The 24,704-nt window shown below is 70.7% G+C and carries 20 protein-coding genes and 1 pseudogene; 9 read left to right on the plus strand and 12 right to left on the minus strand.

The genetic code is table 11. The features are described 5' to 3' along the window. Positions 1-127: 127 nt before the first annotated feature. Positions 128-3,427, minus strand: coding sequence for an ankyrin repeat domain-containing protein (locus F0415_RS08140; protein ID WP_149860717.1), 3,300 nt, complete (start codon positions 3,425-3,427; stop codon positions 128-130). Beyond that, entirely contained in the window at positions 3,420-3,677 is a 258-nt protein-coding gene (locus F0415_RS08145) for a YcgL domain-containing protein (RefSeq protein WP_149860718.1), read from the minus strand. Before F0415_RS08145 ends, F0415_RS08140 begins: the two co-directional genes overlap by 8 nt. Positions 3,678-3,801: 124 nt before the next feature. Here F0415_RS08145 and F0415_RS08150 point away from each other — a divergent pair, with 124 nt between their 5' ends. Beyond that, positions 3,802-6,165 carry an alpha/beta hydrolase family protein gene (locus F0415_RS08150; protein WP_149860719.1) on the plus strand — a complete coding sequence of 788 codons (2,364 nt, stop codon included), beginning with the start codon at positions 3,802-3,804 and terminating at the stop codon, positions 6,163-6,165. A 40-nt stretch (positions 6,166-6,205) separates the two neighbouring features. Here F0415_RS08150 and F0415_RS08155 read toward each other — a convergent pair whose 3' ends face one another. Then, positions 6,206-7,120, minus strand: a complete 915-nt coding sequence (locus F0415_RS08155; RefSeq protein WP_149860720.1) for a chorismate transformation FkbO/Hyg5 family protein — start codon at positions 7,118-7,120, stop codon at positions 6,206-6,208. A gap of 66 nt (positions 7,121-7,186) precedes the next feature. On the opposite strand from F0415_RS08155, the gene hemF reads away from it, so the two are divergent. Further along, a complete protein-coding gene (hemF, locus tag F0415_RS08160) occupies positions 7,187-8,098 on the plus strand; it encodes an oxygen-dependent coproporphyrinogen oxidase (protein WP_149860721.1) in 912 nt (303 codons plus the stop codon). A 184-nt stretch (positions 8,099-8,282) separates the two neighbouring features. On the opposite strand, the gene F0415_RS08165 is transcribed toward hemF, so the two are convergent. Both F0415_RS08165 and F0415_RS08170 read right to left on the minus strand, forming a co-directional pair. Then, positions 8,283-8,519, minus strand: a complete 237-nt coding sequence (locus tag F0415_RS08165) for a hypothetical protein (RefSeq protein WP_149860722.1) — start codon at positions 8,517-8,519, stop codon at positions 8,283-8,285. Between the two features lie 2 nt (positions 8,520-8,521). Beyond that, complete coding sequence (locus F0415_RS08170; RefSeq protein ID WP_149860723.1) at positions 8,522-8,875, minus strand: hypothetical protein; 354 nt, start codon at positions 8,873-8,875, stop codon at positions 8,522-8,524. A 258-nt stretch (positions 8,876-9,133) separates the two neighbouring features. Between F0415_RS08170 and F0415_RS08175 the strand changes: the two are divergent. After that, positions 9,134-9,295 (plus strand): annotated as a pseudogene (locus F0415_RS08175) (transposase); the annotation flags it as partial. 493 nt (positions 9,296-9,788) lie between these two features. Here the strand turns inward: F0415_RS08175 and polA are convergent. Beyond that, a complete protein-coding gene (gene polA, locus F0415_RS08180) occupies positions 9,789-12,530 on the minus strand; it encodes a DNA polymerase I (RefSeq protein ID WP_149860724.1) in 2,742 nt (913 codons plus the stop codon). Between the two features lie 108 nt (positions 12,531-12,638). Here polA and F0415_RS08185 point away from each other — a divergent pair, with 108 nt between their 5' ends. The 4 genes from F0415_RS08185 to F0415_RS08200 are packed head-to-tail and all read left to right on the plus strand — an operon-like array spanning position 12,639 to position 15,292. Continuing rightward, positions 12,639-12,962 (plus strand): DUF2782 domain-containing protein, encoded by a 324-nt coding sequence (locus F0415_RS08185; protein ID WP_149860725.1) that lies wholly within the window; start codon positions 12,639-12,641, stop codon positions 12,960-12,962. Then, complete coding sequence (locus F0415_RS08190; RefSeq protein WP_210244173.1) at positions 12,953-13,480, plus strand: TRAP transporter small permease subunit; 528 nt, start codon at positions 12,953-12,955, stop codon at positions 13,478-13,480. Before F0415_RS08185 ends, F0415_RS08190 begins: the two co-directional genes overlap by 10 nt. Beyond that, entirely contained in the window at positions 13,477-14,859 is a 1,383-nt protein-coding gene (locus F0415_RS08195; RefSeq protein WP_149860726.1) for a TRAP transporter large permease, read from the plus strand. Before F0415_RS08190 ends, F0415_RS08195 begins: the two co-directional genes overlap by 4 nt. Beyond that, positions 14,852-15,292: a GNAT family N-acetyltransferase gene (locus tag F0415_RS08200; protein ID WP_149860727.1), complete on the plus strand. Its 441-nt coding sequence runs from the start codon at positions 14,852-14,854 to the stop codon at positions 15,290-15,292. Before F0415_RS08195 ends, F0415_RS08200 begins: the two co-directional genes overlap by 8 nt. Positions 15,293-15,347: 55 nt before the next feature. Here the strand turns inward: F0415_RS08200 and F0415_RS08205 are convergent, their stop codons facing one another. The 6 genes from F0415_RS08205 to F0415_RS08230 form a co-directional block, all read right to left on the minus strand. After that, positions 15,348-16,445: a TRAP transporter substrate-binding protein gene (locus F0415_RS08205; protein ID WP_149860728.1), complete on the minus strand. Its 1,098-nt coding sequence runs from the start codon at positions 16,443-16,445 to the stop codon at positions 15,348-15,350. A gap of 74 nt (positions 16,446-16,519) precedes the next feature. Then, positions 16,520-18,700 (minus strand): DNA helicase II, encoded by a 2,181-nt coding sequence (uvrD, locus tag F0415_RS08210; RefSeq protein WP_149860729.1) that lies wholly within the window; start codon positions 18,698-18,700, stop codon positions 16,520-16,522. Between the two features lie 28 nt (positions 18,701-18,728). Continuing rightward, positions 18,729-19,367: a TIGR00645 family protein gene (locus F0415_RS08215; protein ID WP_149860730.1), complete on the minus strand. Its 639-nt coding sequence runs from the start codon at positions 19,365-19,367 to the stop codon at positions 18,729-18,731. A 16-nt stretch (positions 19,368-19,383) separates the two neighbouring features. Beyond that, on the minus strand, positions 19,384-19,602 hold the full coding sequence (locus tag F0415_RS08220) for a DUF3185 domain-containing protein (protein WP_149860731.1): 219 nt from the start codon (positions 19,600-19,602) through the stop codon (positions 19,384-19,386). 94 nt (positions 19,603-19,696) lie between these two features. Then, positions 19,697-20,740: a saccharopine dehydrogenase family protein gene (locus F0415_RS08225; protein WP_149860732.1), complete on the minus strand. Its 1,044-nt coding sequence runs from the start codon at positions 20,738-20,740 to the stop codon at positions 19,697-19,699. A 1-nt stretch (position 20,741) separates the two neighbouring features. Then, positions 20,742-21,539, minus strand: coding sequence for an SDR family NAD(P)-dependent oxidoreductase (locus tag F0415_RS08230; RefSeq protein WP_149860733.1), 798 nt, complete (start codon positions 21,537-21,539; stop codon positions 20,742-20,744). Between the two features lie 86 nt (positions 21,540-21,625). On the opposite strand from F0415_RS08230, the gene F0415_RS08235 reads away from it, so the two are divergent. After that, entirely contained in the window at positions 21,626-22,387 is a 762-nt protein-coding gene (locus F0415_RS08235) for a glucose 1-dehydrogenase (RefSeq protein ID WP_149860734.1), read from the plus strand. A gap of 13 nt (positions 22,388-22,400) precedes the next feature. After that, positions 22,401-24,704 carry a S9 family peptidase gene (locus F0415_RS08240; RefSeq protein ID WP_149860735.1) on the plus strand — a complete coding sequence of 768 codons (2,304 nt, stop codon included), beginning with the start codon at positions 22,401-22,403 and terminating at the stop codon, positions 24,702-24,704.

Here is a 24,704-nt window from a genome sequence, read left to right on the forward strand (position 1 = left end):
TGAACTGTGTCACAACAGATGCCCCTCTTATCGTCGGTTCCCCGGCGGATGTCAACCCGCACTGCGACGCGTCTGGACGGTCGCCCGACCCTTCCCGGATTCCCGCCCGCCCCGGAACGACCGCCCCTCAACGCGGGTCGCGCAGGAACCTCGCCAGGGAGGGCGGCCCGCCCGAACGGCCGGGCTCGAACTCGGCCGCCACGTCCACGAAACCGCGAAGCACCGCCAGATCGTGCGGTGTGCGGCCCAGGGCATCGCGGGCCTGCCGGTCGGCCCCCTCGCGCAACAGGCGCTGGACCACCCGCGGCAAACCGTGCAGGGCGGCCAGATGCAGGGGCGCAAGGCCCCGGCCATCGCGCGCGTCCAGATCCACCCCCTCGGCCAGCAGGCGATCCATCGCCGCCAGCAGCACCTCCTCGTCGCAGGTGGCGCCGGGCTCCGCCCGGGCGCCCAGCAGCAGCAGCAGCGGGGTCTGGCCCGCCTCGTTGCGGGCATCCGGTTCGGCATCGGCCAGCAGCAAGGCGTCCAGCAGCGCCAGCACCCGGCTCCGGTCCCTGGACGAGAAGGCATGCAGGGCGGCGCAGTGCAGCACGCCAAGACCCTGGCCGTCCCGGGCCCGCACGTCGGCGCCGTGGGCGAGAAGACGGGCGATGATCTCCGGCTGCCCCAAGGCGGCAGCCAGCATCAGTGGCGTCACCTCGCCCGGGAGCGTCTGGTCCGCGCCGGCGCCTGCCCGCAGCAAGCGCTCGACCACGTCCACGTGCCGCATGCTGATCGCCGCCGACAGCGGCGTGGCACCGGTACGGGCGGCCAGGCCGGTGTCGGCGCCATGCCGCAGCAGCAGCTCCACCACCTCGTCGTGGCCGCCTCCGGCGGCACGCAGCAGGGCCGTGCACCCCTGGGCATCGGTGGCATCCACCGGCAGTCCCAGCTCCAGCAGCCGGGCGACCGCGTCGAGGTCGCCGGCCATGGCCGCCGCGGGCAGGTCGGCGGGCTGCAGCGCCCGGCCCGGCAGTTGCCAGCGGCGCCATTCCAGCCAGCGGCACAGCTCGCGCCGGTCCGCCGCCAGGGCCAGGCCCAGGGGGGTCTGGCCGTCCGGCGCCGCCAGGGCCGGCGAGGCGCCGTGCCGGATAAGCAAACGGATCGCGCTCTCGCGCCCCAGTTGCGCGGCCACATGCAAAGGACTCAGGCCGCGGGCATCGCGCTGGTTCGGGTCGGCGCCGGTCGCCAGCAGGCGCTCGGCAAGACGCGCCCAACCCAGGCGGATGGCCAGCGCCAGCGGCGGGTCGCCTGCGTCGTCGCCGAAAGCGTCCGCGCCGCGCTCCAACAGGGCCAGGGCCATCTGCTCGTGACTGCGCAAGGTGTGGTCGCCGACCAGGCAGGCGCGCAGCCAGCGCGCCAGGCCGCCCCGCCCGGCGACGGGCGTGCCGATCTCGAGCAGATGCATCAGCGCCGGCATGGCCGGGCCGCCCCGCGCCAGCAGGTGGAACAGCACGCTGTCCTGCCCGTCCACCGGGGCGTCGGCGCGGGCGCCGTGCCGCAGCAGCCAGGCGAACAGGTCCGCTTCGCCCTCGGCGGCGAACTCCAGCAGCAACGAAGCCAGCGCGGGGCCTTCAGGCCCCGCGCCCAGACGCAGCATGGCCTCGGCCGACTCCAGCCGGCCGGCGGCCAGCGCTTCCCGCAGCAACTCCCTGGGCGACTTCTCCAGGCGCCCCTCGACCAGGGTTTCGGCCACGCTGGCCGGCAAGGGCCAGGTGGGGTCGAGCACCGCCACCTGCGGCCAGCGGCCGTTGCCCAAGGCCACCTCCAGGGCACGCCGGCCGGCGTGGTCACGCTGCTCCGGGTTCACCCCCATGGCGATCAGATGACGCAGGAACTCGGGAGGGGCGCCGGCTTCGGCAGCCAGGATCAGCGCGTTGCGGCCTTGGGCATCGACCGCGGCGACATCGGGGCGCGCCTGCGCCAATCGCGCCAGGACCTCGGCATGGGCGCCGCGGGCCGCTTCCAGCAAGGGCGTCAGTTCGTCGGCGTCGCGGGCATTGCGGTCGGCCCCGGCCTCCAGCAGCGCAGCGACGATCTCGGCGTTGCCGTTCGCGCAGGCCTGCAACAGGGCGGTGCGCTGGTGTTCGCCGCGGGCGTCCACCCGGGCCTTGTGCCGCAGCAGCAGCTGCACGCCGGCCGGGTCGTCGTCGCCGCTGGCGGCGGCCAGCAGGGCCGGTTGCCCGCCGACGGGCTCCGGCTTGGCACCCCGCTCCATCAGGAACCTGGCCAGACGCCAGTTGCCGGCGGCACAAGCCACGCCGAGGGGGCTGTGGCCCTCATGATTGAGCGCTTCCAGCTGGGCGCCGGCATCCAGCAGCAAGGCGGCCACGGCCGGGTCCGTGCTGCGTGCGGCGTGATGCAGCGGCGTATTGCCTTCGGCGTCAGGACGCCGCGGGTCGGCGCCGTTGGCCAACAAGGTCATCACCGCCTCGGGGCGGCCGTGCCAGCTGTCCCGGGTGGCGGCCAGCAGGGGCGTCAGCCCGGCGTGCTCCTCGTTGAGGTCGACGCCGCGGGCAATCAGTTCGCGCAACAGGCGCAGGTCGCCCAGCAGGGCCGCCAGCATGGGCAAGGTGCGCTGGTCGCGCTCGTCTTCCGCCGGCAGGGCATGCGGGTCGGCCCCTTCGTCCAGGGCCATCAGGGCAGCCTCGGTCCGCCCGTTGCGGGCGGCGGCGTAAAGCCTCGCGTCGAGATCTTCGGGTTCGACTTCGGGCGGCCGCGGCACATCGTCCTGATCGTCACCGACGATCGGCAAGCCGGTGGGCAGGGCCGGTTCGGCGGCTGGCGGGCGCCCCCAGTGCACCATCGCGACGTGGGCCAGCAGGGCGACCAGCGCCTGGCCCAGCCAGGCCGCCGGCCGCGCCGACGCCGGCACCAGGCCGGGCCAGGCCAGGAGCAGGCCGCCGGCGGCCACCAGGAACACGGCCAGCGCCACCAGGAAGCCTCGCCCCGCGTCCTCCGGCCGGCCGCTGCCGACGGCGGCCGCCAGAGTGGCGAGGCGGGCGCCGTCGCGCTCGGCCAGACCGAAGGCCGGCCAGGCCCGCCAGAAGGCCAGCAGCGCCAGCCCGGCCAGGCTGCCAAGCCCCAACGCGGACGCCAGCGAACCGGTTTCCCGCAGCGCCCGCATCGGCCAGGCAGTGGCCAGGGCCAGCAGGACGATCGCTGCGCCCCACAGCAGTGCCAGGCCCAGCAGATCCCGCCTGAGCAGGGCCGGCGGCAGACGCTCGGACCGCAGGCCGCGATGTAGGGACAGTGCGAGCGCGAACGCGGGTTGCGCCAGCCAGACGCCGACCAGACCCGGCCAGGGCCCCAGCCAGGCCAGGGCCGACAAGCCCAGGCCGAGCATCAGCCACAGCCAGGGCGAACCGGCGGGCCGGGACTCAGTCATCGGCCGGGGGGACCGTCGCCAGCGCAGGCGGGAACTGGACATGGAAGCCGCGCGCGGCCAGGTTGGCGCGCACCACGCCGGCATCGGCACGGGCCAGCCTGCGGCCCTCGTCCAGTTCCAGGGCCAGCACGAACGCCAACTGGCCCAAGGGTGCCCGCACCGGTTCCGGCAACACGGCGAAGTCGTCCCGCTTACGCAGGAATACGTAGGTGTCGGCCTTGCGCAGGGACTTGTAGACGTAGGCTTGCATGGGCGGTGCCGGCGGGCTGGCCGGGATTGTCGCCGCAATCGCCGGCATGGGAAAGGCGGCACGGTGCGGCGCCCGGTCGCTTTGTTAGGCTTGCCGGTCCGTTGTCCGTCCTTCCGGAGCCGACATGCCGCAACGCCCCCGTTCCTTCGTCCGCCACCTGGCCCTGAACCTGCTGGCAGCCGCCAGCCTGCCCGCCCTGGCCCAGGAGCCGCTGACACTGGACCGCGCCATGGCCCACCCCGACTGGATCGGTCCGCCGGTGGAAGCGGCCTGGTGGTCGCTGGACGGGCAGCGCGCCTACTACACCCTCAAGCGCGAGGGCGCGCCGATACGCGAACTGTGGACGGTGCCGGCGGCCGGCGGCGAAGCGGTGAAGCTGGAGGGCGCCGCCCTGGCCGACGTGGACGGCCCGGCCCCGCAATACGACCCGTCGCGCCGGCATGCGGTGTTCGTCCGCAACGGCGACGTGTTCCTGCGGCAGCTCGGCGGCCCGCTGGTACAACTCAGCCGCAGCGCCGAGGCCGAGGCCGAACCGCGTTTCGGCGCCGACGGCCGCTCGGTGCTGTGGCGGGTGGGTCACGACTGGTTCCGCTGGTCGCCGGCCACCCGCCTGGTCGAACCGGTCGCCCTGCCCCGCAGCGGCAAGGACCCCGGCGCGCCGCCCGAACCGGATGCCCTGCGCGAGCACCAGCTTCGCCTGAGCAGCACCCTGGCCCGCGAGAAGGCCTTCCGCGAGGCCCAGCGCGAAAAATCCGAGGCCGACCGCAAGGCCGATCCGACCCGTGCCACCGCGCCGGTCTACCTGGGTGAAGGAGTCGAAATCGCCGCCACCACGGTATCGCCGGACGGCCGCTGGCTGATCGTGGTGACCGAGCCCAAGGGCGCCGACAAGGGTCGCGCCGGCAAGATGCCCAAATACGTCACCGAGTCGGGCTACGAGGAAGCGGAAGACGTGCGCACCCGGGTCGGCCGCAATCCGCCGCTGGGCCAGGCCCTGAAGCTGGTGGACCTGCAGGACGGCTCGGTGCGCGAGCTGCCGCTGTCGGCCCTGCCCGGCATCGACCGCGACCCCCTGGCCGAGCTGCGCCGCAAAGCCGGACTCAAGCCGCTGGAAGGCGAGCGCACCGTGCGCATCGAGGGTTTCCGCTGGTCGGCCGAAAGTGGCCAGGTGGCGCTGATGGCGCGGGCCGTGGACAACAAGGACCGCTGGATCGCCACCGTGGACTTCCAGGCCGCCCGCCTGCAGCCGGCGCATCGCCTGACCGACCCGGCCTGGATCAACTGGAACTTCAACGATTTCGGCTGGCTGCCCGGCGGCCGCACGCTTTGGTTGCTGTCGGAGGAAAGCGGCTGGTCGCACCTGTACACCGTGGTGCCGGGCCGGCCGGCCCAGCGCATCACCGGCGGCCGCTGGGAGGCCTCGTCGCCGCAGTGGTCGCCGGACGGCGGCACCGCCTATTTCCTCTGCAACCGCGAATGGCCCGGTGACTACGAAGTCTGCGCCGTGCCCAGCACCGGTGGCGAGGTGCGCGAAGTCACCGCCCTGGACGGCGTCGAGAGCTTCGAGCTTTCGCCCGACGGCAGCCGGCTGCTGCTGCGCTGGTCGGCTCCACACGTACCGCCGCAGCTGGCGGTGCAGGCGGTGACCGGCGGCGAAGCGGTGAAGCTGACCGACACCCGCAGCGCCGACTACCGGGCCCGGCAATGGCTGGCGCCCCGCTTCGTGCGGGTGCCGTCCGGCCACGGCGCCGGCACGATCTGGGCCAAGCTGTACCGGCCCGAGACCCTGGAGCCGGGCCGAAAGTACCCGGTGGTGATGTTCGTGCATGGCGCCGGCTACCTGCAGAACGTGCATGCGCGCTGGCCGGTCTATTTCCGCGAGCAGATGTTCCACCAGCTGCTGGTCGAGAACGGCTACATCGTCCTGGACATGGACTACCGCGCCTCCGAGGGCTACGGCCGCGACTGGCGCACCGCCATTTACCGGCGCATGGGCCATCCGGAACTGGAGGACTATCTGGACGGCGTGAAGTACCTGGTGGCAGAGCACCAGGGCGATCCGGACCGGGTCGGCATCTATGGCGGCAGCTACGGCGGCTTCATGACCTTCATGGCGCTGTTCCGTGCGCCGGAGGTATTCAAGGCCGGCGCCGCGTTGCGGCCGGTCACCGACTGGACCAGCTACAACCACGAATACACCTCGAACATCCTCAACACCCCGGAGCTTGACCCGGAAGCCTATCGGCGCAGTTCCCCGATCGAGTACGTGGAGAACCTGCGGGGCCGCCTGCTGATCAGCCACGGCATGATCGACGACAACGTCTTCTACCAGGATTCGGTCCGACTGGCCCAGCGCCTGATCGAGCTGAGGAAGCACGACTGGGAACTGGCCAGCTACCCGCTGGAACGCCACGCCTATCAGCACCCGGAAAGCTGGTACGACCAGTACCGACGCATCTTCGAACTGTTCGAGCGCAGCTTGAAGTGAGTGTTCTTCGCTGCGGATCTGCGCGGATGAGCCCCTTCCTTCAGGACGCAGCGAACACACCCTCCAGTTCGACGTCGAGTTCGCGGCGGCAGACGTCGCCGCGCAGGTAGGCGATGCGGGCGGCGGGTATGCCGCTGGCGGCCATGACGGCCTGGGCGGTAGCCAGGTCGCGCGGGTGGCGAAGGTAGACGCGCAGGGCCTCGCAGTCCGGCAGGCCGAACCGGCGGCCGGTGTGACGCTCGCCCTCGGCCAGCAGGGCGGCCAGGTTTTCCAGGCTCTCGCGCAGCTGGGCGGCGAAGTCGCCGGCGTGCCGGGAAAGGTGGCCGACGATGCTGGCCGTGCCGGAGGCCAGAAGGCGCGGCTGCACGGTGTCGGCGTCCAGCACCGCTCCGCGGGAGAAGCCGGGCGGCACCGGGCCGTGCTCCCGCGGGTACCGCCAGGCCGGGGTCTGGCGCGGATTCTCCAGAGCGATGGCCGGGGCTTTCGAGCACAGCGCCAGCAGTTGCAAGCGGCCCGGCACGGCGTCGGCGCCGATGGCGGTGGCGGCCGGCGGCGGGTCGTTGAACATGCCGTCCACCGCCCGGGCCCGGCCGACGCAGAAGCGACGGTAACGTTCCCGGTCGCCCTCTCCCTCGTTGATGGCGGCGAAGTAGTTCCAGATTCGCAGCAGGTAGGGATGCGGCGACGGCCGCACCGCGGCCAGCAGACGGCGGTAGGCCGCATCCGCGGCCGCTTCGATGTCTCCGCCGGATTCCTGCTGTTCGATCGTCACCAGGCGATAGTGGTCGTCGTCGCCGACGTCCCAGGTCTCGGTTCCGGGCCCGGCCAGCAGCGGGCAGGCGACGTCCAGCAGCGAGTCCGCCCGGTCGCGGAAACGGAAGGCGATCAGCGGCGGCGCGCCGGCCTGCGGTTCGGTGAGCACGCGCAGGCGCGGCGGGAGGGGTGGCGGACTCATGGGCGCGCGGATTATAGCGGCCGGCCCGGCGGCTATCATGGCGACTGTTCCGCACCGGGGTCCGCCATGAGCGATTTCGCCGCCGTCCATGCCTTCCTGCGCGAGTTGCAAGACCGCCTCTGCGCCGCCCTCGAAAGCGCCGACGGCGACGGCCGCTTCCTGCAGGAGGATTGGACCCGGCCGGAGGGCGGCGGCGGCCGTACCCGGGTACTGAAGGAGGGCGCGGTGTTCGAGCAGGCCGGAGTGAACTTTTCCGATGTGGCCGGCGCCACCCTGCCCCCTTCGGCCACCGCCCACCGGCCAGAGCTGGCCGGCGCCCCCTGGCGGGCCGCAGGCGTGTCCCTGGTGATCCATCCGCGCAACCCTTACGTGCCGACCTCGCACGCCAACGTCCGCTTTTTCGAGGCCCGGCCGGAGGGCCGCCCGCCGCTGTGGTGGTTCGGCGGGGGCTTCGACCTGACGCCGTTTTATCCCTTCGACGAGGACGTGCTGCACTGGCACCGGGTGGCGCGCGATCTGTGCGCGCCGTTCGGACCGGACCGCTACCGCGAACACAAGGCCTGGTGCGACCGCTACTTCTTCCTCAAGCACCGCAACGAGGCGCGCGGCATCGGCGGCCTGTTCTACGACGACCTGCACGCCGACGGCTTCGAGCGCTGCTTCGCCTACACGCGGGCGGTCGGCCACGGTTTTCTCGACGCCTACCTGCCGATCGTCGAGCGGCGCAAGGCCCTGCCCTTCGGCGAGCGCGAGCGCGAGTTCCAGCTGTACCGGCGCGGCCGCTACGTCGAGTTCAACCTGGTCTGGGACCGCGGCACGCTGTTCGGCCTGCAGAGCGGCGGCCGCACCGAGTCCATCCTGATGAGCCTGCCGCCGCGCGTGCGTTTCGAATACGGCTGGCAGCCCGAGCCGGGCAGCGCCGAAGCCCGCCTGGCCGGCTACCTGCGTCCACGCGACTGGCTGGCCGAGCTCGGCTGAGCGGATTGCGCCAGCAGGCGGCCAAGGTTCTCTCCCATCCGAGTGGACCGGATCGGACTTGCCGCTGTTCGGGCCTGCGGTGGAACTGGTGCCGCCGCGCCTGCGGATGGCCTGCGGCTACTGCGACGACGCCCGCCATTTCCTGAAAATCCGCGCGGTATTTCCCTGACGCGGGTGAAGAACCTCAATTCAGCCGCATCGGCTCCGCAACACCGGCAAGCACGAGCACGCCCCAAATCAACAAAGCAAAGCCACAGAACAGATAGAGGCAGACGAAGAAATGAAAAGCGATCGGATTGTCTTTGCGTGTCGGCGTGTAAAGCCTTAGGCCACTCCTTCCTGCCCGAACTTCGCCCGTGACGTAGGCTCGGTAGGCGTAAACGAGCAGTCCCACGCCGAGGATGAACTTGAGGAAAGTCATCATCACGAAACCTTCTTCGGCGCGAGCTTGGAGCCGATGAACGCAGCGAGGAGCTGCGGAAGCGAGACGATCGCCATGAAGATCATGGCGAGCGGCAGCAAGCTCAGCGAGCTGCCGAACATTAGGGCGCCGATCGCTTGGCCGCCAGCCATGCTCGCCGCCCACCGCCAGGGCTTGGCAGGAAACAAATAGCCGAGAACGAAGGCCACGGCGCTCATGAAAGGAATGCCGGCTGAATAATAGATACCGTCGTCCCACGCTTCATTCTTTCCGGTCGCGACGGTGATGACCACGTAGACGATCAATCCGCACAGCGCTGAAGCTGCGTAGGGAAAGAAGCTGTTGCCCCGGTTCATCGGTCAGCCTCCCCGCATGGGGTGCAAGGTGTGAGCGTCATCGGTGGCAACGGGTTCAGGCCTGGGCCCTGAGGCTCAACCCCTTACACAAGGAGCTACCGGCGACCGGAAAGATGGTAGTCCTGCCGGCGATTCCTCGGAAGAGCCCGGATGCCGACCTGCTGCGCGAGACGAGATGATCGGTTTTTGCCGGCCGAAGACCTCCGCTTCCGGTAGCGGGGCGATCCAGGGAAGCTCAGAACGAATCGCCCTGACTGCGCGACGATGCTGCGCATCCACTGCCTGCAGCGGTGGTACACCTTGAGCGATCCGGCCATGGAAGGAGCCTTGTACGACACGCCGGTGATGCGCCGGTTCGCGCGGCTCGGCGGGCTTGCTGACGTTCCGGACGAGACGAAGACGCTGAACTTCCGGCGCTTGCCGGGTTCGATACGGGCCGTCTCGATGCCGGCATCTTGCAGCCAGTCGAGGACGGCGCGGCTAACGAACTCGGGGCCATCGTCCGACCGCAGGTGGCGCGCGGGTTCCTCGTGCAGGCTCACCGTCCGCGAGCCAGCCCCGGCCAGGAAAGGTTGGGAACTGCCAAATAAAAACCCCGCGGGCCAGGGGAAGCCCGCGGGGTCAGGGGTTGGAGACGCAGGTTGGGGAGAACCTGGCTCCGGTGGATCCACTCAGGGGAGGGAGTGATCCGGCGCCGGACATTGCATCCGACGCGCTTAGTAGACCCTCGCGGAGATGAGAAGTTCGTGAACGCGGCAGTTAAGGAATCATTCGATTCAGGACGTGTTCACCGTCGTGCAAGCCATTGGCACAGAAGGCGAAATCCGTCACGGAACTCGTGCCGATGGCGGCACGGTGTGTACCGGAATCGGCACCAATCCGACCGGCCTGGCGCCGCTCCCGCGTGTCGGCCTCAGTGCGCCTCGTCCCAGTTGGCGCCCACGCCCACGTCCACCACCAGCGGCACTCTGAGTTCGGCAGCCCCGGCCATGCGCCGGCGCACCTCCGCCAACAGCGTATCCACGAAATCGGCATCGGCCTCGAACACCAGCTCGTCGTGCACCTGCAGCAGCATGTCGGCCCGGTCGCCGTGCTGCTGCAACCAGGCATCCACCGACACCATCGCCCGCTTGATGATGTCGGCGGCGGTGCCCTGCATCGGCGCATTGATCGCCGCACGCTCGGCGCCGGCGCGCTGGGCGGCGTTGCGGGAATGGATTTCCTGCAGTTGCAGGCGCCGGCCGAACACCGTTTCGACGTAGCCGAGCTCACGGGCCTGCTGGCGCACGCGATCCATGTAATCGCGCACGCCCGGGTAGCGGGAGAAGTACAGGGCGATGTAGTCCTGGGCCTCGCCGCGGCCGATGCCCAGCTGCCGGGCCAGGCCCCAGGCGCCCATGCCGTACATCAGGCCGAAGTTGATCGCCTTGGCGGCGCGGCGCTGGTCGGCGCTTACCTCTTCCAGCGGCAGGCCGAAGACCTCGGCGGCGGTGGCACGATGAATGTCCTGGCCGCTCTCGAAGGCGCGCAGCAGGCCTTCGTCGCCGGACAGGTGGGCCATGATGCGCAGCTCGATCTGCGAGTAGTCGCAGGCCACCATCTTCCGGCCCGGCGGCGCGATGAAAGCGGTGCGGATGCGGCGGCCGTCCTCGGTGCGGATCGGGATGTTCTGCAGGTTCGGATCGTTGGAGCTGAGCCGGCCGGTGGCGGCGCCGGCCTGGTGGTAGCTGGTGTGCACGCGGCCGGTGTCCGGGTTGACCATCTCCGGCAGCTTGTCGGTATAGGTGTTGCGCAGCTTTGCCAGGCCCCGGTACTCCAGCACCAGGCGCGGCAGTTCGTGCTGGTCGGCAATGGCTTCCAGCGCCTCTTCGTTGGTGGAGGGCGCGCCTGTGGGCGTCTTCACCAGGGCCGGCAGCTTGAGTTCGTCGAACAACAGGGCGCCCAGCTGACGGGGCGAGTCCAGGTTGAAGGCGCGGCCGGCGATCTCGTGGGCCCGCTGCTGCGCGGCCAGCATGCGCCGGCCGAGATCCTCGCTCTGCCGGCGCAGCTCTTCGGCGTCCACCAGCACACCCTTGGCCTCCATGCGCGCCAGCACCGGCACCAGCGGCATCTCGATGTCGCGATACACCGACATCAGCCTCGGCTCGCCGGCCAGCTTTTCCGACAGCACCCGATGCAGGCGCAGGGTGATGTCGGCGTCCTCGGCGGCGTAGCGGGCGGCGTCCTCCAGCGACACCGCCGAGAACGGGATCTGTTTGGCGCCCTTGCCGGCGACCTGCTCGTACTTGACGGTCTGGTAGCCAAGGTACTTCTGCGCCAGCGTGTCCATGTCGTGGCGCTGGCCACCGGCATTCCAGACGAAGCTCTCGAGCATGGAGTCCTCGGCATACCCGCGCACCTGCACGCCGTGCCGGCGCAGCACGTGCAGGTCGTACTTGCCGTGCTGACCCAGCTTGGGCCGGTCCGGATCCTCCAGCACGGGTCGCAGCGCCTCCAGCACCCATTCCCGGTCCAGCTGCGCCGGCACGCCAGGATAGTCGTGACCGACCGGGACATAACAGGCTTCGCCGGGTTCCACCGCGAAACTCAGGCCGACCAGGCGGGCGCGCATCGGATCCAGGGAGTCGGTTTCGGTGTCCATGGCGATCAGCGGCGCATCGCGCAGGCGCTCGAGCCAGGCCTCCAGCGCCTTCCGGTCGGTGATGCACTCGTAAGCGCCCGGCGCGGCCAGACCTTCAGCCGGCGCTTCTGCTGTTTCGCCTGCCAGGGCGGACGGACCCGGCGGCGTTCGCCGACCGCTGCCCTCGCCATTGCCGGCTTCCAGGTCCCTGAGCGCGGCGTTGAAGCCGTAGCGCCGGTACAGCTCGCGCAGGGCCGCGACGTCGCGCGGCCGCGGCCTGAGATCCTCCGGTCCCTGCTCCAGTTCGACGTCGGTCTTGATGGTGACCAGCCGCTTGTTCAGCGGCAGCCGGTCGAGGGCGGCGCGCAGGTTCTCGCCGATCTTGCCCTTGATGTCGCCGGCGGCAGCCATCACCCCTTCCAGGCTGCCGTACTCGGCCAGCCACTTGGCGGCGGTCTTGGGCCCGCACTTGTCCACACCGGGCACGTTGTCCACGGTGTCGCCCATCAGCGCCAGCAGGTCCACCACCTGGTCGGGGCGGACGCCGAACTTCTCCTGCACGCCGGCTTCGTCCATCACGGTGCCGGTCATGGTGTTGACCAAAGTGATGCCGGGCCGGACCAGCTGGGCGAAATCCTTGTCGCCGGTGGAGATCAGCACCGGAATGCCCTTGCTCCTGGCCTGCAGGGCCAGGGTGCCGATGACGTCGTCGGCCTCCACGCCCGGCACCCGCAGCAGCGGGATGCCCAGGGCCTGGACGATGGCCAGCATCGGTTCGATCTGCGCGCGCAGATCGTCCGGCATCGGCGGCCGGTTGGCCTTGTAGGCCGGGTACATCTCGTCGCGGAAGGTCGGGCCGGAAGCGTCCACCACGAAGGCGGCATAGTCGGGCTGCTCCTTGAGCGTGGCCCGCAGCATGTTGACCACGCCGAACAGGGCGCCGGTCGGGCTGCCGTCCGGGCCGGTCAGCGGCGGCAGGGCGTGGAAGGCCCGGTAGAGGTAGGAAGAGCCGTCGATCAGGACGAGGCGGGACATGGCGGGCATCCGTGGCGTCGGACCGCCGATTCTACGCCGTGGCCGCGATCGCCCTTGAGCATGCCTTGGCCATTTGCCATGCTGACCGTCCCGCGCCGGAGAACCGTCATGGCCCCGCCCCTGTTGCCCCTGTTGCTGGCCCTTGCCGCCCAGGACGCTCGAGCGCCCGCGCGCGAGGAGGCGCCCATTCCCGACAAGGTGCAGGCGCCGCCCGAGACCGATGAGCCGCCGACGGTCAGCATCCGCACCGGCGAAAACGGCGACGTGGTGGAGGAGTACCGGATCGGTGGCCGGCTGTACATGGTCAAGATCACGCCCAGGCGCGGCCCGGCCTACTACCTGTACGACACCGACGGCAACGGCAAGCTCAACCGTGACGAACGCGGCCCGCGGGTCAGTCCGGTGTACTGGACGATCTACGAGTGGGACTGAGCCGGAGCGCGCTTCCGCTGCGCGTCATCGCCGCCATCAGCGAATGCGCCGGCCGCGCGGCGGCGGCGGCGGCCGCGCTGCTGGTCCTGCTGGTGTTCGGCTTGGTGCTGGCCCGCTACGGCTTCGGCCTGGGTTCGGTGGCTGCCCAGGAAGCCGTGCTCTGGCTGCACGCGGCGATCTTCCTGCTGGGCCTGGGCTTCGCCTACCGGCATGACCGGCATGTGCGGGTGGACGTGTTTTCCGCCCGCTGGAGTCCACGCGCCAGGGCGCGGGCGGAGCTGGCCGGCATCGTCCTGCTGCTGCTGCCCATGTGCGTGTTCGCGATCTGGATCAGCAGCGACTACGTGGCGGCCAGCTGGGCGGCGCGCGAGGGCTCGCGCGATCCGGGCGGGCTGCCGGCCTGGTATCTGCTCAAGGCCCTGATCCCGCTTTCCGCCGGCCTGCTGGCCCTGCAGGGCCTGGCCCGCGCCGCCGACGCCGCCCGTCGCGCATTTGCCGGAGAGAGTCCCGGCACATGAGCCTGGCCGACACGCAGCTGCTGATGCTGGTGTTGCTGTTGCTGGGCCTGTTCGCCGGCCTGGCCAGCGGCTTCCCGGTCGCCTTCGTGCTGGGCGGAACGGCCCTGCTGGCGGCCGGCGCCGGCACCGCGCTCGGGCTGTTCGATCCGAGCTTTCTGGAGGCCTTTCCAAACCGCGTGTTCGGGGTGATGACCAATGAAACCCTGGTCGCGGTGCCGCTGTTCGTGTTCATGGGCGTGATGCTGGAGCGTTCGCGCATCGCCGAGGAGTTGCTGGAAGCGGTGGCGGCCCTGTTCGGACGCCGGCGCGGCGGCCTGGTGGTGGCGGTGCTGCTGGTCGGCGCCCTGCTGGCGGCCTCCACCGGCATCGTCGGCGCCACCGTGGTGGCCATGGGGCTTATCTCCCTGCCGACCATGCTGCGGCACAGCTATTGCCCGCGCCTGGCCAGCGGCGCCATCTGCGCCTCCGGCACCCTGGGCCAGGTGATCCCGCCCTCGATCGTGCTGGTGCTGCTCGGCGACCAGCTGGGCAACGCCTACCAGCAGACGCAGCTGAAACAGGGCCTGTTCGCCCCCGAGACGGTGTCGGTGGGCGACCTGTTCGCCGGCGCCCTGGTGCCCGGCCTGGGCTTGGTGGGCCTGTACCTGCTGTACGCGCTGTGGGTGGCCTGGCGACAGCCGGAGCGGGCGCCGGCCCTGCGCGAGGCGATCCCGCGCACGCGCGGCCAGTTGCTGAAGGCCATCCTGCCGGCGCTCAGCCTGATCGTGCTGGTGCTGGGCTCGATCCTGGCCGGCCTGGCCACCGCCACCGAAGCGGCCGCCGTCGGCGCGGTTGGCGCCACCGCGTTCGCGGCCCTGTATCGGCGGCTGGACCGCAAACGCCTGGCGGAAGTCGCGCTGGAAACGGCGAAGGTGGCCGCGATGGTATTCGCCATCCTGATCGGCGCGGCGCTGTTCGCGCTGGTGTTCCGCGGCTACGGCGGCGACGAGCTGGTGCATGGGGCCCTGACCTCGCTGCCCGGCGGCCTGTTCGCGGCGGTGCTGGTGGTGATGCTGCTGATGTTCGTGCTCGGCTTCGTGCTCGATTTCATCGAGATCACCTTCGTGGTGGTTCCGATCGTCGCGCCGGTGCTGCTGGCCATGGGCGTGGATCCGGTCTGGCTGGGCGTGATGATGGCGATCAACCTGCAGACCTCGTTCCTGACACCGCCCTTCGGTTTTGCCCTGTTCTACCTGCGCGGAGTGGCGCCGCAGACGCTTGCCACCGCCAAGATCTACCGCGGCGTGCTCCCTTTCATCCTGCTGCAACTTCTCATGCTGGGCCTGGTGGCGGCCTTCCCCGGCCTGGCCACCGCCCTGCCGGAGTGGCTGTATGGATGAGCTGCGGATCAGCACCGACCCCGCCGACGTGGATCTGGACGTGGTGCACGGCTATCTCAGCCGGCACTCCTACTGGAGCCCGGGCATCCCGCGGCCGGTGGTGGCGCGGGCGCTGGCGAATTCGCTCTGCTTCAGCGCCCTGCGTGGCCGCCGCCAGGTCGGCTTCGCCCGGGTCGTGACCGACAAGGCCACCTTCGCCTGGCTGGCCGACGTGTTCGTGCTGCCCGAGGCGCGCGGACAAGGCGTGTCCAAGGTGCTGATGGCGGCGGTGCTGGCGCACGCGGAGCTGCAGTCGCTGCGCCGCTTCCTGCTGGCCACCGCCGATGCCCACGGTCTGTACGGGCGGTACGGCTTCACCAGCCTGGCCCGGCCGGAGCGCTACATGGAACGTTATCGGCCGGACGCCTACCTGGACCCCGGCGCCGGCGCCTGAGGCGACGGCCGGGCCGGCACCCGCGTCGGCGATGGGGCCGCCGGCGGGCGCCGGCTCAGTCGCGGGTGGCGTAGTAGGCCACTTCCGAGACCGCGTGCCAAGCCTTGGCCCGGGCCTCGAAGGCGCGCATGGAATCGAGCACGCGCCGGGCCATCGGGTCGGCTGCCGCGGCCTCCTCCAGCACCTCCTGCGAGGCGCGGCGCAGCGCCGCCATCACGTCGTCGGGCAGCTGCCGCAGCTCGACGCCGTGCTCGCGCACCAGCGCGTCCAGGGCCTGCTGGTTGCGGGCGGTGTACTCGGCCAGCATGGAGTCGTTCACCGCGCGGCAGCAGGCGTCCACGATGTCCTTCAGGTCCTGCGGCAGGGACTCCCAGGCAGCCTGGTTGATCATGCATTCCAGGGTCGGGCCGGGTTCCTGCCAGCCGGGGTAGTAGCAGTACTTGGCGGCGCGGTGCAGGCCGAAGGCCAGGTCGTTGTAGGGGCCTACCCACTCGGCCGCGTCGATCGCGCCGGATTGCAGCGAGCTGAAGATCTCGGCGCCCGGCAGGTTCACCGGCGTCGCGCCGACCCGGGCCATGACCTCACCGCCCAGGCCAGGGATGCGCATCTTCAGGCCCTTGAGATCGGCCAGACGGTGGATCGGCTTGCGGAACCAGCCGGCCATCTGCACGCCGGTATTGCCGGCCGGGAACGGCACCAGGCCAAAGGGTGCGTACAGCTCGCGCCACAGTTCGAGACCGCCGCCCTCGTACAGCCAGCCGTTCATTTCCTGGGCATTGAGACCGAAGGGGACGGCACAGAAGAACGGCGCGGCGGCCGCCTTGCCCTTCCAGTAGTAGCTGGCGGCGTGGCCCATCTCGGCGGTGCCGCGGCTGACCGCATCGAAGACCTCGAAAGCCGGCACAAGCTCGGCGGCGCCGTACACCTTCACGTTCAGCCGACCGCCGCTGGCGGCGGTGATCATCTCGGCCAGGCGGGCGGCGCCGGTGCCCAGGCCGGGGAAATTGGTCGGCCAGGAGGTCACCATCTTCCAGTGGCGGATCTCGCCGGAGACTGCCGGCCCGGCCCCGCCCTCCGGCCGCGGCGCGCAGGCCGCCAGGCCGGTGGCTACCGCGGCCAGGCCGGCACCGCGCAGCAATTCACGTCGTTTCATTCGGGCTCTCCCCCCGGAAAACAGGCGGCGAATATATCAGCCGCCTCCCGACCTGGCAGGATGACCCCTCAGGATCAGGCCGGCTCCAGCCTGGCATAGCCCAGGACCAGCCACTTGGCCCCGCCTTCCTCGAAGTTCACCTGCACCCGCGCATGGGCGCCGGCGCCTTCGGCGTCCATCACCACGCCAAGGCCGAAGGTCGGATGCCGCACCCGCTGGCCCAGGTGCAGGGCCGGGCCGGCGCCGCTGTCGAGCGCCGCGGCGCGGACCATGCCCAGCGAGGCCGGACGGCTGACCTGCACCCGCGGCCGCACTTCCCGCAGCAGGGCATGGGGAATCTCGCGCAGGAAGCGCGACGGCGCGCCCGGCATCTCCATGCCGTGCAGGCGGCGCGATTCGGCGTAACACAGCACCAGCCGCCTGCGGGCGCGGGTCAGACCGACGTAGGCCAGCCGCCGCTCCTCCTCCAGCCGCCCGCTTTCCTCCAGCGAACGGCTGCCGGGGAACAGGCCTTCTTCCATGCCGACCAGGAAGACAGTGGGGAATTCCAGGCCCTTGGCGCTGTGCAGGGTCATCAGCTGCACGCCGTCCTCGCCGGCCTCGGCCTGGCCCTCGCCGGCCTCCAGGGCGGCGTAGCCGAGGAAGGCGACCAGGTCGCTCATACCGGCCGTCTCCTCATCGTCCTGGGCGCGTTCGAAACGGCTGGCGACGGAGACCAGCTCGTCGAGGTTGTCCACCCGCGAGTCCAGCTCGCCGCGCGAGGCGCTGGCGTAGTGCTCGCGCAGGCCGGAGGCGGCGATCACGTGATCGAAGGCCTCATGCAGCTCCAGGTCCTGCGAATCGGCCTGCAGCCCATCCACCAGCGCGAGAAAGCCGCGCAGGGCATTGCGGGCCCGTCCGGCCAGGCGGCTGCCTTCCGCCAGCGCCGTCGCCGCCCGCCACAGCGACGTCCCGGCCTCGCGCGCCTGCCGGCGCACCTCGTCCAGGGTCTTGCCGCCGATGCCGCGGGCCGGAGTGTTCACCGCCCGCTCGAAAGCGGCGTCATCGTCGCGGTTGGCCAGCAGGCGCAGGTAGGCCAGCGCGTCCTTCACTTCCATGCGCTCGAAGAAGCGCAGGCCGCCGTAGACCCGGTAGGGCAGGCCGGCCTGGACCAGCTGCTCTTCGATCGCCCGCGACTGGGCGTTGGAGCGGTAGAGCACGGCATGATCGCCGGCATCGGCGCCTTCGGCGATGGCTTGGCGGATGCGCTCGACCACGAAGCGGGCCTCGTCCACCTCGTTGTAGGCGGCGTAGAGTTCGATCGGATCACCCTCTCCCGCTTCTGTCCACAGCTTCTTGCCGAGCCGGCCGGGATTGTGGGCGATGATGGCGTTGGCCGCGGCGAGGATGTTGCCGGTGCTGCGGTAGTTCTGCTCCAGCCGCAGGGTGCGCGCGCCGGGGTAGTCCTCGAGGAAGCGCTGCACGTTCTCGACCCTGGCGCCGCGCCAGCCGTAGATGGCCTGGTCGTCGTCGCCGACCACGAACACCTGGCCGCTGTCGCCGGCCAGCAGGCGCACGAAGGCATACTGGATGGCATTGGTGTCCTGGAACTCGTCCACCAGGATGCGGGTAAAGCGGTGCCGGTAGTGCGCCAGCAATTCCGGCCGCCCTAGCCACAGCTCGTGCGCGCGCAGCAGCAGCTCGGCGAAGTCCACCAGTCCGGCGCGGTCGCAACGGACCTGGTATTCGCCGTAGGCGCGCAACATGGCCTGGCCGAAGACATCGCCGCCGGCCGGCTGGATGTTCTGCGGCCGCCGCCCCTCGTCCTTCTGGGCATTGATCCACCAGGCGATCTGCCGCGGTGGGAAGCGGCCCTCGTCCAGACCCAGGTCGGCGGCCACGCGCCTGAGCAGACGCAGCTGGTCGTCGGCGTCCAGCACCTGGAAACTCTCGGGCAGCGCGGCTTCCTGCCAGTGCAGGCGCAACAGCCGATGCGCCAGGCCGTGGAAGGTACCGATCCACATGCCACGGCTGCCGTGCCGCAGCAGCGCCTCCACCCGCCCGCGCATCTCGGCGGCGGCCTTGTTGGTGAAGGTGACGGCGAGGATGCCGTGCGCCGGCACGCCCTCGACTTCGTTCAGCCAGCCGATGCGGTGCGTGAGCACGCGGGTCTTGCCGGAACCGGCGCCGGCCAGCACCAGCAGGTGGCCCGGCGGCGCCGACACGGCCTCGCGCTGGGCCGGGTTCAGACCGTCGAGCAGGTGGGAAACATCCATGCCGCCATTGTAGCGGCGCCACGGCGGCTCAGTGCTTCTTGGCCAGCGCCACCGACTGCGACATCAGCTTGTCGGTCCAGGCGATGCCGATCGCCGACACGATGAAGGCCATGTGGATGATGGTCTGCCACATCACGCCCGCTTCGGTCACCGTGGTGCAGCCCTTGGACTTGGCGGCGAGGTCGGTCATCGCCTGCATCGCCGCCAGGCCGGCCTCGGTACCGCACAACGGCATGCCGCCAAGGACACCGGCCTCGATGAAGGTCTTGAGCAGATGGATCGAGGAAATGCCGATGATGGCCATCGCCAGCTTCACCTTCAGCACCGAGGCGTTGACGTGACTGAGCCACTCCGGCTGGTCGGGATGGCCCTGCAGGTTCAGGCGCGAAACGAAGGTCTCGTAGCCGCCGACGATTACCATCACCAGCAGGTTGGAGATCATCACCACATCGATCAGGCCCAGCACCAGTAGCATGATGCCCTGCTCGGTCAGCGTGTTCGCGTCCATCACCAGGTGGGTCAGTTCCTTGAGGAACAGGAACACGTACACGCACTGGGCCACGATCAGGCCCAGGTACAGCGGCAGCTGCAACCAGCGGGAGGCGAAGATCAGGTTGGGCAGCGGGCCGAGCTTGGGCTTGCCGCCGGCGGGAACGGTCTGGGACATGCGGGATTCCGTGTGCCTATTTCTTCGAGGCCAGGCCCACCACCACGGCCACGGCGCCGGCGCCCAGCAGGGCCCAGCCGAGGTTCAGGGGGGCGGTCTTCGTTTCGGTCTTGTTGATTTCGATCGGGCCCAGGTCGGCCACCTTCTCGCTGGTCTGGAACTTGAAAAGGCCGGAGACGATCGCGCCGCCGGCCAGCAGCAGCAGGACGCCGATGACGAGCAGGGGCTTGCGCATGAGGAGTCTCCGTGGGTCCGGATGCGGGAGTGGCGAAGGCCGGGCCGGGCAAGGGTAGGGGCGTCGGCCGGGTCTTGCCAAGCGCCGGCGGCGGCTAGTCCAGGCGCACGCCCGGCAGTGACAGCACGTAGTCGGCGCCCATCAGCTGCGAAGGCGTGTAGTAGCCTCCCGCCGGCCGTTCGCCGCCGAGCAGGCGCTGGACGATGCCCAGCGACGCGGTCGCCGTCAGCTCGTAGCCGTTGGGCGTGCGCAGGCGGCAGCGGGCCTCGCGCCCGGACGGGTCGCGGGCCTCGCCCCAGACCGTGGCGCCGGCAGTGGCCCGGCGCTCCTGCGAAGGACCTCGCACCCGCCGGCGTACCCGCCCCTTCAGCCAGGCCTGGACCGGACCCAGGCCCAGCAGCGGCGCCAGCCAGCGTATCCGCCGCAGCCGGGCGGCGGTGGCCGGTGGCACCGCCATGTAGACCTCGACGTCGGGGATGCCGGTGCTGACGAAGGCGGTGAACACATCGCCCCAGGGAATGGTCATGGCGAAGCGCTGCTCTCCTTCGCGCTCGAAGCTGCGCGTCTTCCAGGCCAGCGGCACCTTGCACAGTTCGCCGCCGACGCGCACCCGGCCGCCCTTGCCCAGGCCCTCGATGCTGGTCAGCGCCGTGCCGCGGCTGGGACCGCCGCCGGCCTCGAAGGCCAGCACCAGGGAACTGGCCGTCGGCAGCTCGCGCTTGAGCCGGGCGGCGACGCAGTCGGTGGGCACCACGTCGAAGCCGGTGCCGGGCAGCACCACGATGCCGGCCTCGCGGGCGCGCAGGTGCTGGGCATGGCAGTGGGCGAAGACGTCTATCTCGCCGGTGATGTCCAGGTAATGCGCGCCGGTGGCCAGACAGCCTTCGAGCATGGGCGCCGCGGTGGCGGAGAACGGCCCGGCACAGTGCAACACCAGGCCGACGCCGTCCAGGGCGCTGCGAACCAGGGCCGGGTCGTCCAGCGGAAAGGCGCGCACCGGCAGGCCGTGTTCACGGCCCAGTTCCGCCAGCGCCTCGGCGTTGCGTCCCGCCAGCACCGGCCGCAGACCGCGCGCCACCGCCTCGCGCAGGATCAGCCGGCCGGTGTATCCGTTGGCGCCGTATAGCATCCATTGCATGTCAGGACTCCTGTCGCAGGGCCTTGGCCGTCTTGCACAGCCGCCGATGGTAGTACTCGGGGAACCAGCGCTTCAGCCGCCAGCGCAGAGGCTCCTTGCGGGTCGGGAACACCAGGAAATCGCCACGCTCGATCGCGGCGAAGGCGCGGTCGGCCACCTGCTCCAGGCTGTCGCCGGCCTTGCGCATCATCGCCTCGGCGACCGGCCTGAGGCGGGCGGCGCCGCGCCAGCTCTCCAGCAGGTTGCTGCGGAAGAAGGCCGGACACAGCACGCTGACGCGCACGCCGCTGCCTTCCAGCTCGGCGCGCAGCTGTTCGCTCAGCGCCACCACCGCCGCCTTGGACACGCCGTAGCTCATCAGCCCGGGGGCGCCGGCCAGACCGGCGAAACTGGCGGTGTTGACCACCTGCCCTGCGCCGGCGGCGATCATCGCCGGCAGGAACAGCCGGCAGCCGCGCACCACGCCCATCAGGTTGATCTGCAGCACCTCCTGCCATTCCTGCGGCGTGCTCTCGACCAGGGTGCCGCCGGTGGCGATGCCGGCGTTGTTCATCAGCACGTCGAGGCCGCCCCATTCCCCGGCGATGCGCTCGTGCACCTGCTCCATGGAGTCGTCGCTGCCGACGTTGGCGACGATGGCGAGATGGCCGTCGCCGGGCAGGGCGGCGCGGGTGAGCTCGACCCGGGTGGCATCCAGGTCCACGCAGGCCACACGGGCGCCGGTGCCGGCATAGCGGTGCGCCAGCGCCTGGCCCAGGCCGCTGCCCGCTCCGGTGATCAGTACCCGCCGCCTGCCCATCGCCTGCCGCCCTCCAGGTCCGGCCGCCACGGGCCGCGTGCTAGGCTCCCGAGGATAACAAGCGGTCCATCATCGGAGCCAAAGCGGTGAACGACTCCCTGTTCGACCTGGCCGGGCGCACTGCCCTGGTCAGCGGCGCCAGCCGCGGCATCGGCGAGGCCGTCGCCCGCCTGCTGGCGGCGCATGGCGCCCATGTCATCTGCACCAGCCGCAAGGTCGAGGCCTGTGAGGCGGTGGCGGCGGCCATCCGCGCCGACGGCGGCTCGGCCGAGGCCGCCGCCATGCACGCCGGCGATCCGGCCGCGATCGAGGCCGTGTTCGCAGGCCTGGATGCCGCCGGCCGGCAGGTGGATATCCTGGTCAACAATGCCGCTGCCAATCCCTACTTCGGCCCGGCCCTGGACATGCCGCTGGAGGCCTACGAAAAGACCGTCGAGGTGAACCTGCGCGGCTATTTCTGGACCACGGTGCAGGCGGCGCGCCGCATGCGCGGGCGTGGTGGCGCGGTGGTGAACGTCGCCTCGGTGAACGCCGAACGGCCTGCGCCGGGGCAGCTCGTGTATTCGATGAGCAAGGCCGGCATCGTCAACATGACCGCTGGCTTCGCCAGGGAACTGGCACCGCACGGCATCCGCGTCAACGCGGTGCTGCCTGGTCTGACCGACACCAGGTTCGCCTCGGCCCTGACCACGAACCCGAAGATCATGGACATGATGATGAAGCTGATCCCGCTGGCGCGCGTGGCCCAGCCCGGCGAGATCGCCCCTGCCGTGCTGTTCCTGGCTTCGCCCGCCGCCAGCTATCTCACCGGCGCCTGCCTGCCGGTGGATGGCGGCTACCTCGCCTGAGAGTTCCGCAACGATGCGTACCCTGCTCCTGCTCGCCGCCATGACCCTGACCGCGCCTGCCCATGCCGAACGGCTGACCCTGGAAGCCATCACCGGTCCCGACCCCTTGAGCGGCCCCAGCCTGATGAAACCGGCGATCGCGCCGGACGGCAGCCGCGTCACCTTCCTGCGCGGCAAGGACAACGACCGCTTCCAGCTGGACCTGTGGGAATACGACATCGCCAGCGGCGAGGCGCGGCTGCTGGTGGATTCGGCCGAAGTGCTGCCCGGCGCGGAGCAGCTCTCGGACGAGGAGAAAGCGCGGCGCGAGCGCCAACGTATCGCCGCCTTCCGCGGCATCGTCGAGTACCAGTGGGCGCCGGACGGCAAGGCACTGCTGTTCCCGCTGGGCGGCGAGCTCTACCTGTACCGGCTGGAGGCGCCGGCCGGCGAGCGCGTGCGCAAGCTGACCCGCGGCGAGGACGGTTTCGCCACCGATCCGAAGCTGTCGCCCGGCGGGCGTTTCGTCGGCTTCGTGCGGGCACGCGATCTGTGGCTGGTGGACCTGACCGACGGCAGCGAGATCCGCCTGACCCACGACGGCGGCGAGAGCATCGGCAATGGCGTGGCCGAGTTCGTCGCCGACGAGGAAATGGGCCGGCACACCGGCTACTGGTTCGCCCCGGACGACTCGGCCGTGGCCTTCGCCCGCATCGACGAATCGCCGGTGCCGCTGCGCCGCCGCTACGAGATGGGCGCCGAAGACGTGACGGTGGTGGAACAGCGCTACCCGGCCGCCGGCGAGCCGAACGTACTGGTGAGTCTGCACGTGGCCGACCTGCGCCGGCTGGGCCGGCCGGTGCCGACCCGCGAGCACGTGATCGAAGGCAAGACCGGCGAACGGCGGCTGCGGCTGCAGGAATACATGGGTCCGGCGCCGGTGACCGAGGTTTTCCTGGGCGCCGACACCGACATCTACCTGGCGCGGGTGCAATGGCGCGACGCCCGCCGGCTCACCTTCCAGCGGCAATCGCGCGACCAACAGCGGCTGGACCTGGTCGAGGCTGACCTGGACAGCGGCAAGCAGCGCATCCTGCTGACCGAGACCAGCGAGACCTGGGTGCCGCTGCACGACGGCCTGCGCTTCCTGGCCGACGGCAGCTTCCTCTGGCTGTCCGAACGCAGCGGCTACCAGCACCTGTACCTGCACGACGCCGACGGCCGGCCGCTGCGCGCACTGAGCTCGGGCCAGTGGGTGGTGGACGAGCTGCTGGCGGTGGACGAGGCGGAGGGCCTGGCCTATGTGGCCGGCACCCTGGATTCGCCGCGTGAGAAGCATGTCTACGCCCTGCCCCTGGCCGGCGGCGAGCCGCGCCGCCTGACACAGGCGCCAGGCGTGCACGAGGCCCGCTTCAGCGGCAACGCTGCCGTGTTCGTGGACCTGTGGTCGAACACGCGGACGCCGCCGCAGACCGAACTGCTGCGCGCCGACGGCACGAAGCTGGCCACGCTGGTCCGCAACGACCTGGCCGATCCGAAGCATCCCTACGCGCCCTACCGCGCCGCGCACCGGCCGACCGAGTTCGGCACCCTGCGCGCCGCCGACGGCAGCCAGCTGCACTACAGCCTGATAAAGCCGGCCGGCTTCGATCCGGCGAACAAGTATCCGGTGGTGGTGTACGTGTATGGCGGGCCGGCGGCGCAGACCGTGCTGGACGCCTGGCCTGGCCGGGCCGATGCGCTGTTCAACCAGTACCTGGCCCAGCGCGGCTATGTGGTGTTCTCGCTGGACAACCGTGGCACCCCGCGGCGTGGCAAGGCCTTCGGCGGCGCCCTGTACCGGCGCCAGGGCACGGTGGAGGTGGAAGACCAGTTCGCCGGCGTGGACTTCCTGCGCCGGCAACCCTGGGTGGACGCTTCGCGCATCGCCGTGCACGGCTGGTCCAACGGCGGCTACATGAGCCTGATGCTGTTGGCCAAGGGAGGCGATCGCTACGCCTGCGGCATGGCCGGTGCGCCGGTCACCGACTGGGCCCTGTACGACACCCATTACACCGAGCGCTACATGGGCCACCCGGCGGACAATGCCGAGGGCTACCGCCAGGCCTCGGTGTTCAGCCACCTGGACGGCCTGCGCGCGCCGCTGCTGCTTGTGCACGGCATGGCCGACGACAATGTGCTGTTCAACAACTCGACCAAACTGATGGCCGCCCTGCAGAAGCGCGGCACACCCTTCGAACTGATGACCTACCCCGGCGCCCGGCACGGCCTGACCGGCACCGACGCCCTGCACCGCTACCGCCTGGCCGAGCGCTTTCTCGCCCGCTGCCTGTTCTGA

This window comes from Arenimonas fontis (genome assembly GCF_008386465.1).
Taxonomy (GTDB): Bacteria; Pseudomonadota; Gammaproteobacteria; order Xanthomonadales; family Xanthomonadaceae; genus Arenimonas; species Arenimonas fontis.

Coding starts and splice junctions, on each gene's coding strand:
- F0415_RS08140 (WP_149860717.1), bottom strand. CDS start 3,427: ATGACTGAGTCCCGGCCCGCCGGTTCGCCCTGGCTGTGGCTGATGCTC.
- F0415_RS08145 (WP_149860718.1), bottom strand. CDS start 3,677: ATGCAAGCCTACGTCTACAAGTCCCTGCGCAAGGCCGACACCTACGTA.
- F0415_RS08150 (WP_149860719.1), top strand. CDS start 3,802: ATGCCGCAACGCCCCCGTTCCTTCGTCCGCCACCTGGCCCTGAACCTG.
- F0415_RS08155 (WP_149860720.1), bottom strand. CDS start 7,120: ATGAGTCCGCCACCCCTCCCGCCGCGCCTGCGCGTGCTCACCGAACCG.
- hemF (WP_149860721.1), top strand. CDS start 7,187: ATGAGCGATTTCGCCGCCGTCCATGCCTTCCTGCGCGAGTTGCAAGAC.
- F0415_RS08165 (WP_149860722.1), bottom strand. CDS start 8,519: ATGACTTTCCTCAAGTTCATCCTCGGCGTGGGACTGCTCGTTTACGCC.
- F0415_RS08170 (WP_149860723.1), bottom strand. CDS start 8,875: ATGAACCGGGGCAACAGCTTCTTTCCCTACGCAGCTTCAGCGCTGTGC.
- polA (WP_149860724.1), bottom strand. CDS start 12,530: ATGTCCCGCCTCGTCCTGATCGACGGCTCTTCCTACCTCTACCGGGCC.
- F0415_RS08185 (WP_149860725.1), top strand. CDS start 12,639: ATGGCCCCGCCCCTGTTGCCCCTGTTGCTGGCCCTTGCCGCCCAGGAC.
- F0415_RS08195 (WP_149860726.1), top strand. CDS start 13,477: ATGAGCCTGGCCGACACGCAGCTGCTGATGCTGGTGTTGCTGTTGCTG.
- F0415_RS08200 (WP_149860727.1), top strand. CDS start 14,852: ATGGATGAGCTGCGGATCAGCACCGACCCCGCCGACGTGGATCTGGAC.
- F0415_RS08205 (WP_149860728.1), bottom strand. CDS start 16,445: ATGAAACGACGTGAATTGCTGCGCGGTGCCGGCCTGGCCGCGGTAGCC.
- uvrD (WP_149860729.1), bottom strand. CDS start 18,700: ATGGATGTTTCCCACCTGCTCGACGGTCTGAACCCGGCCCAGCGCGAG.
- F0415_RS08215 (WP_149860730.1), bottom strand. CDS start 19,367: ATGTCCCAGACCGTTCCCGCCGGCGGCAAGCCCAAGCTCGGCCCGCTG.
- F0415_RS08220 (WP_149860731.1), bottom strand. CDS start 19,602: ATGCGCAAGCCCCTGCTCGTCATCGGCGTCCTGCTGCTGCTGGCCGGC.
- F0415_RS08225 (WP_149860732.1), bottom strand. CDS start 20,740: ATGCAATGGATGCTATACGGCGCCAACGGATACACCGGCCGGCTGATC.
- F0415_RS08230 (WP_149860733.1), bottom strand. CDS start 21,539: ATGGGCAGGCGGCGGGTACTGATCACCGGAGCGGGCAGCGGCCTGGGC.
- F0415_RS08240 (WP_149860735.1), top strand. CDS start 22,401: ATGCGTACCCTGCTCCTGCTCGCCGCCATGACCCTGACCGCGCCTGCC.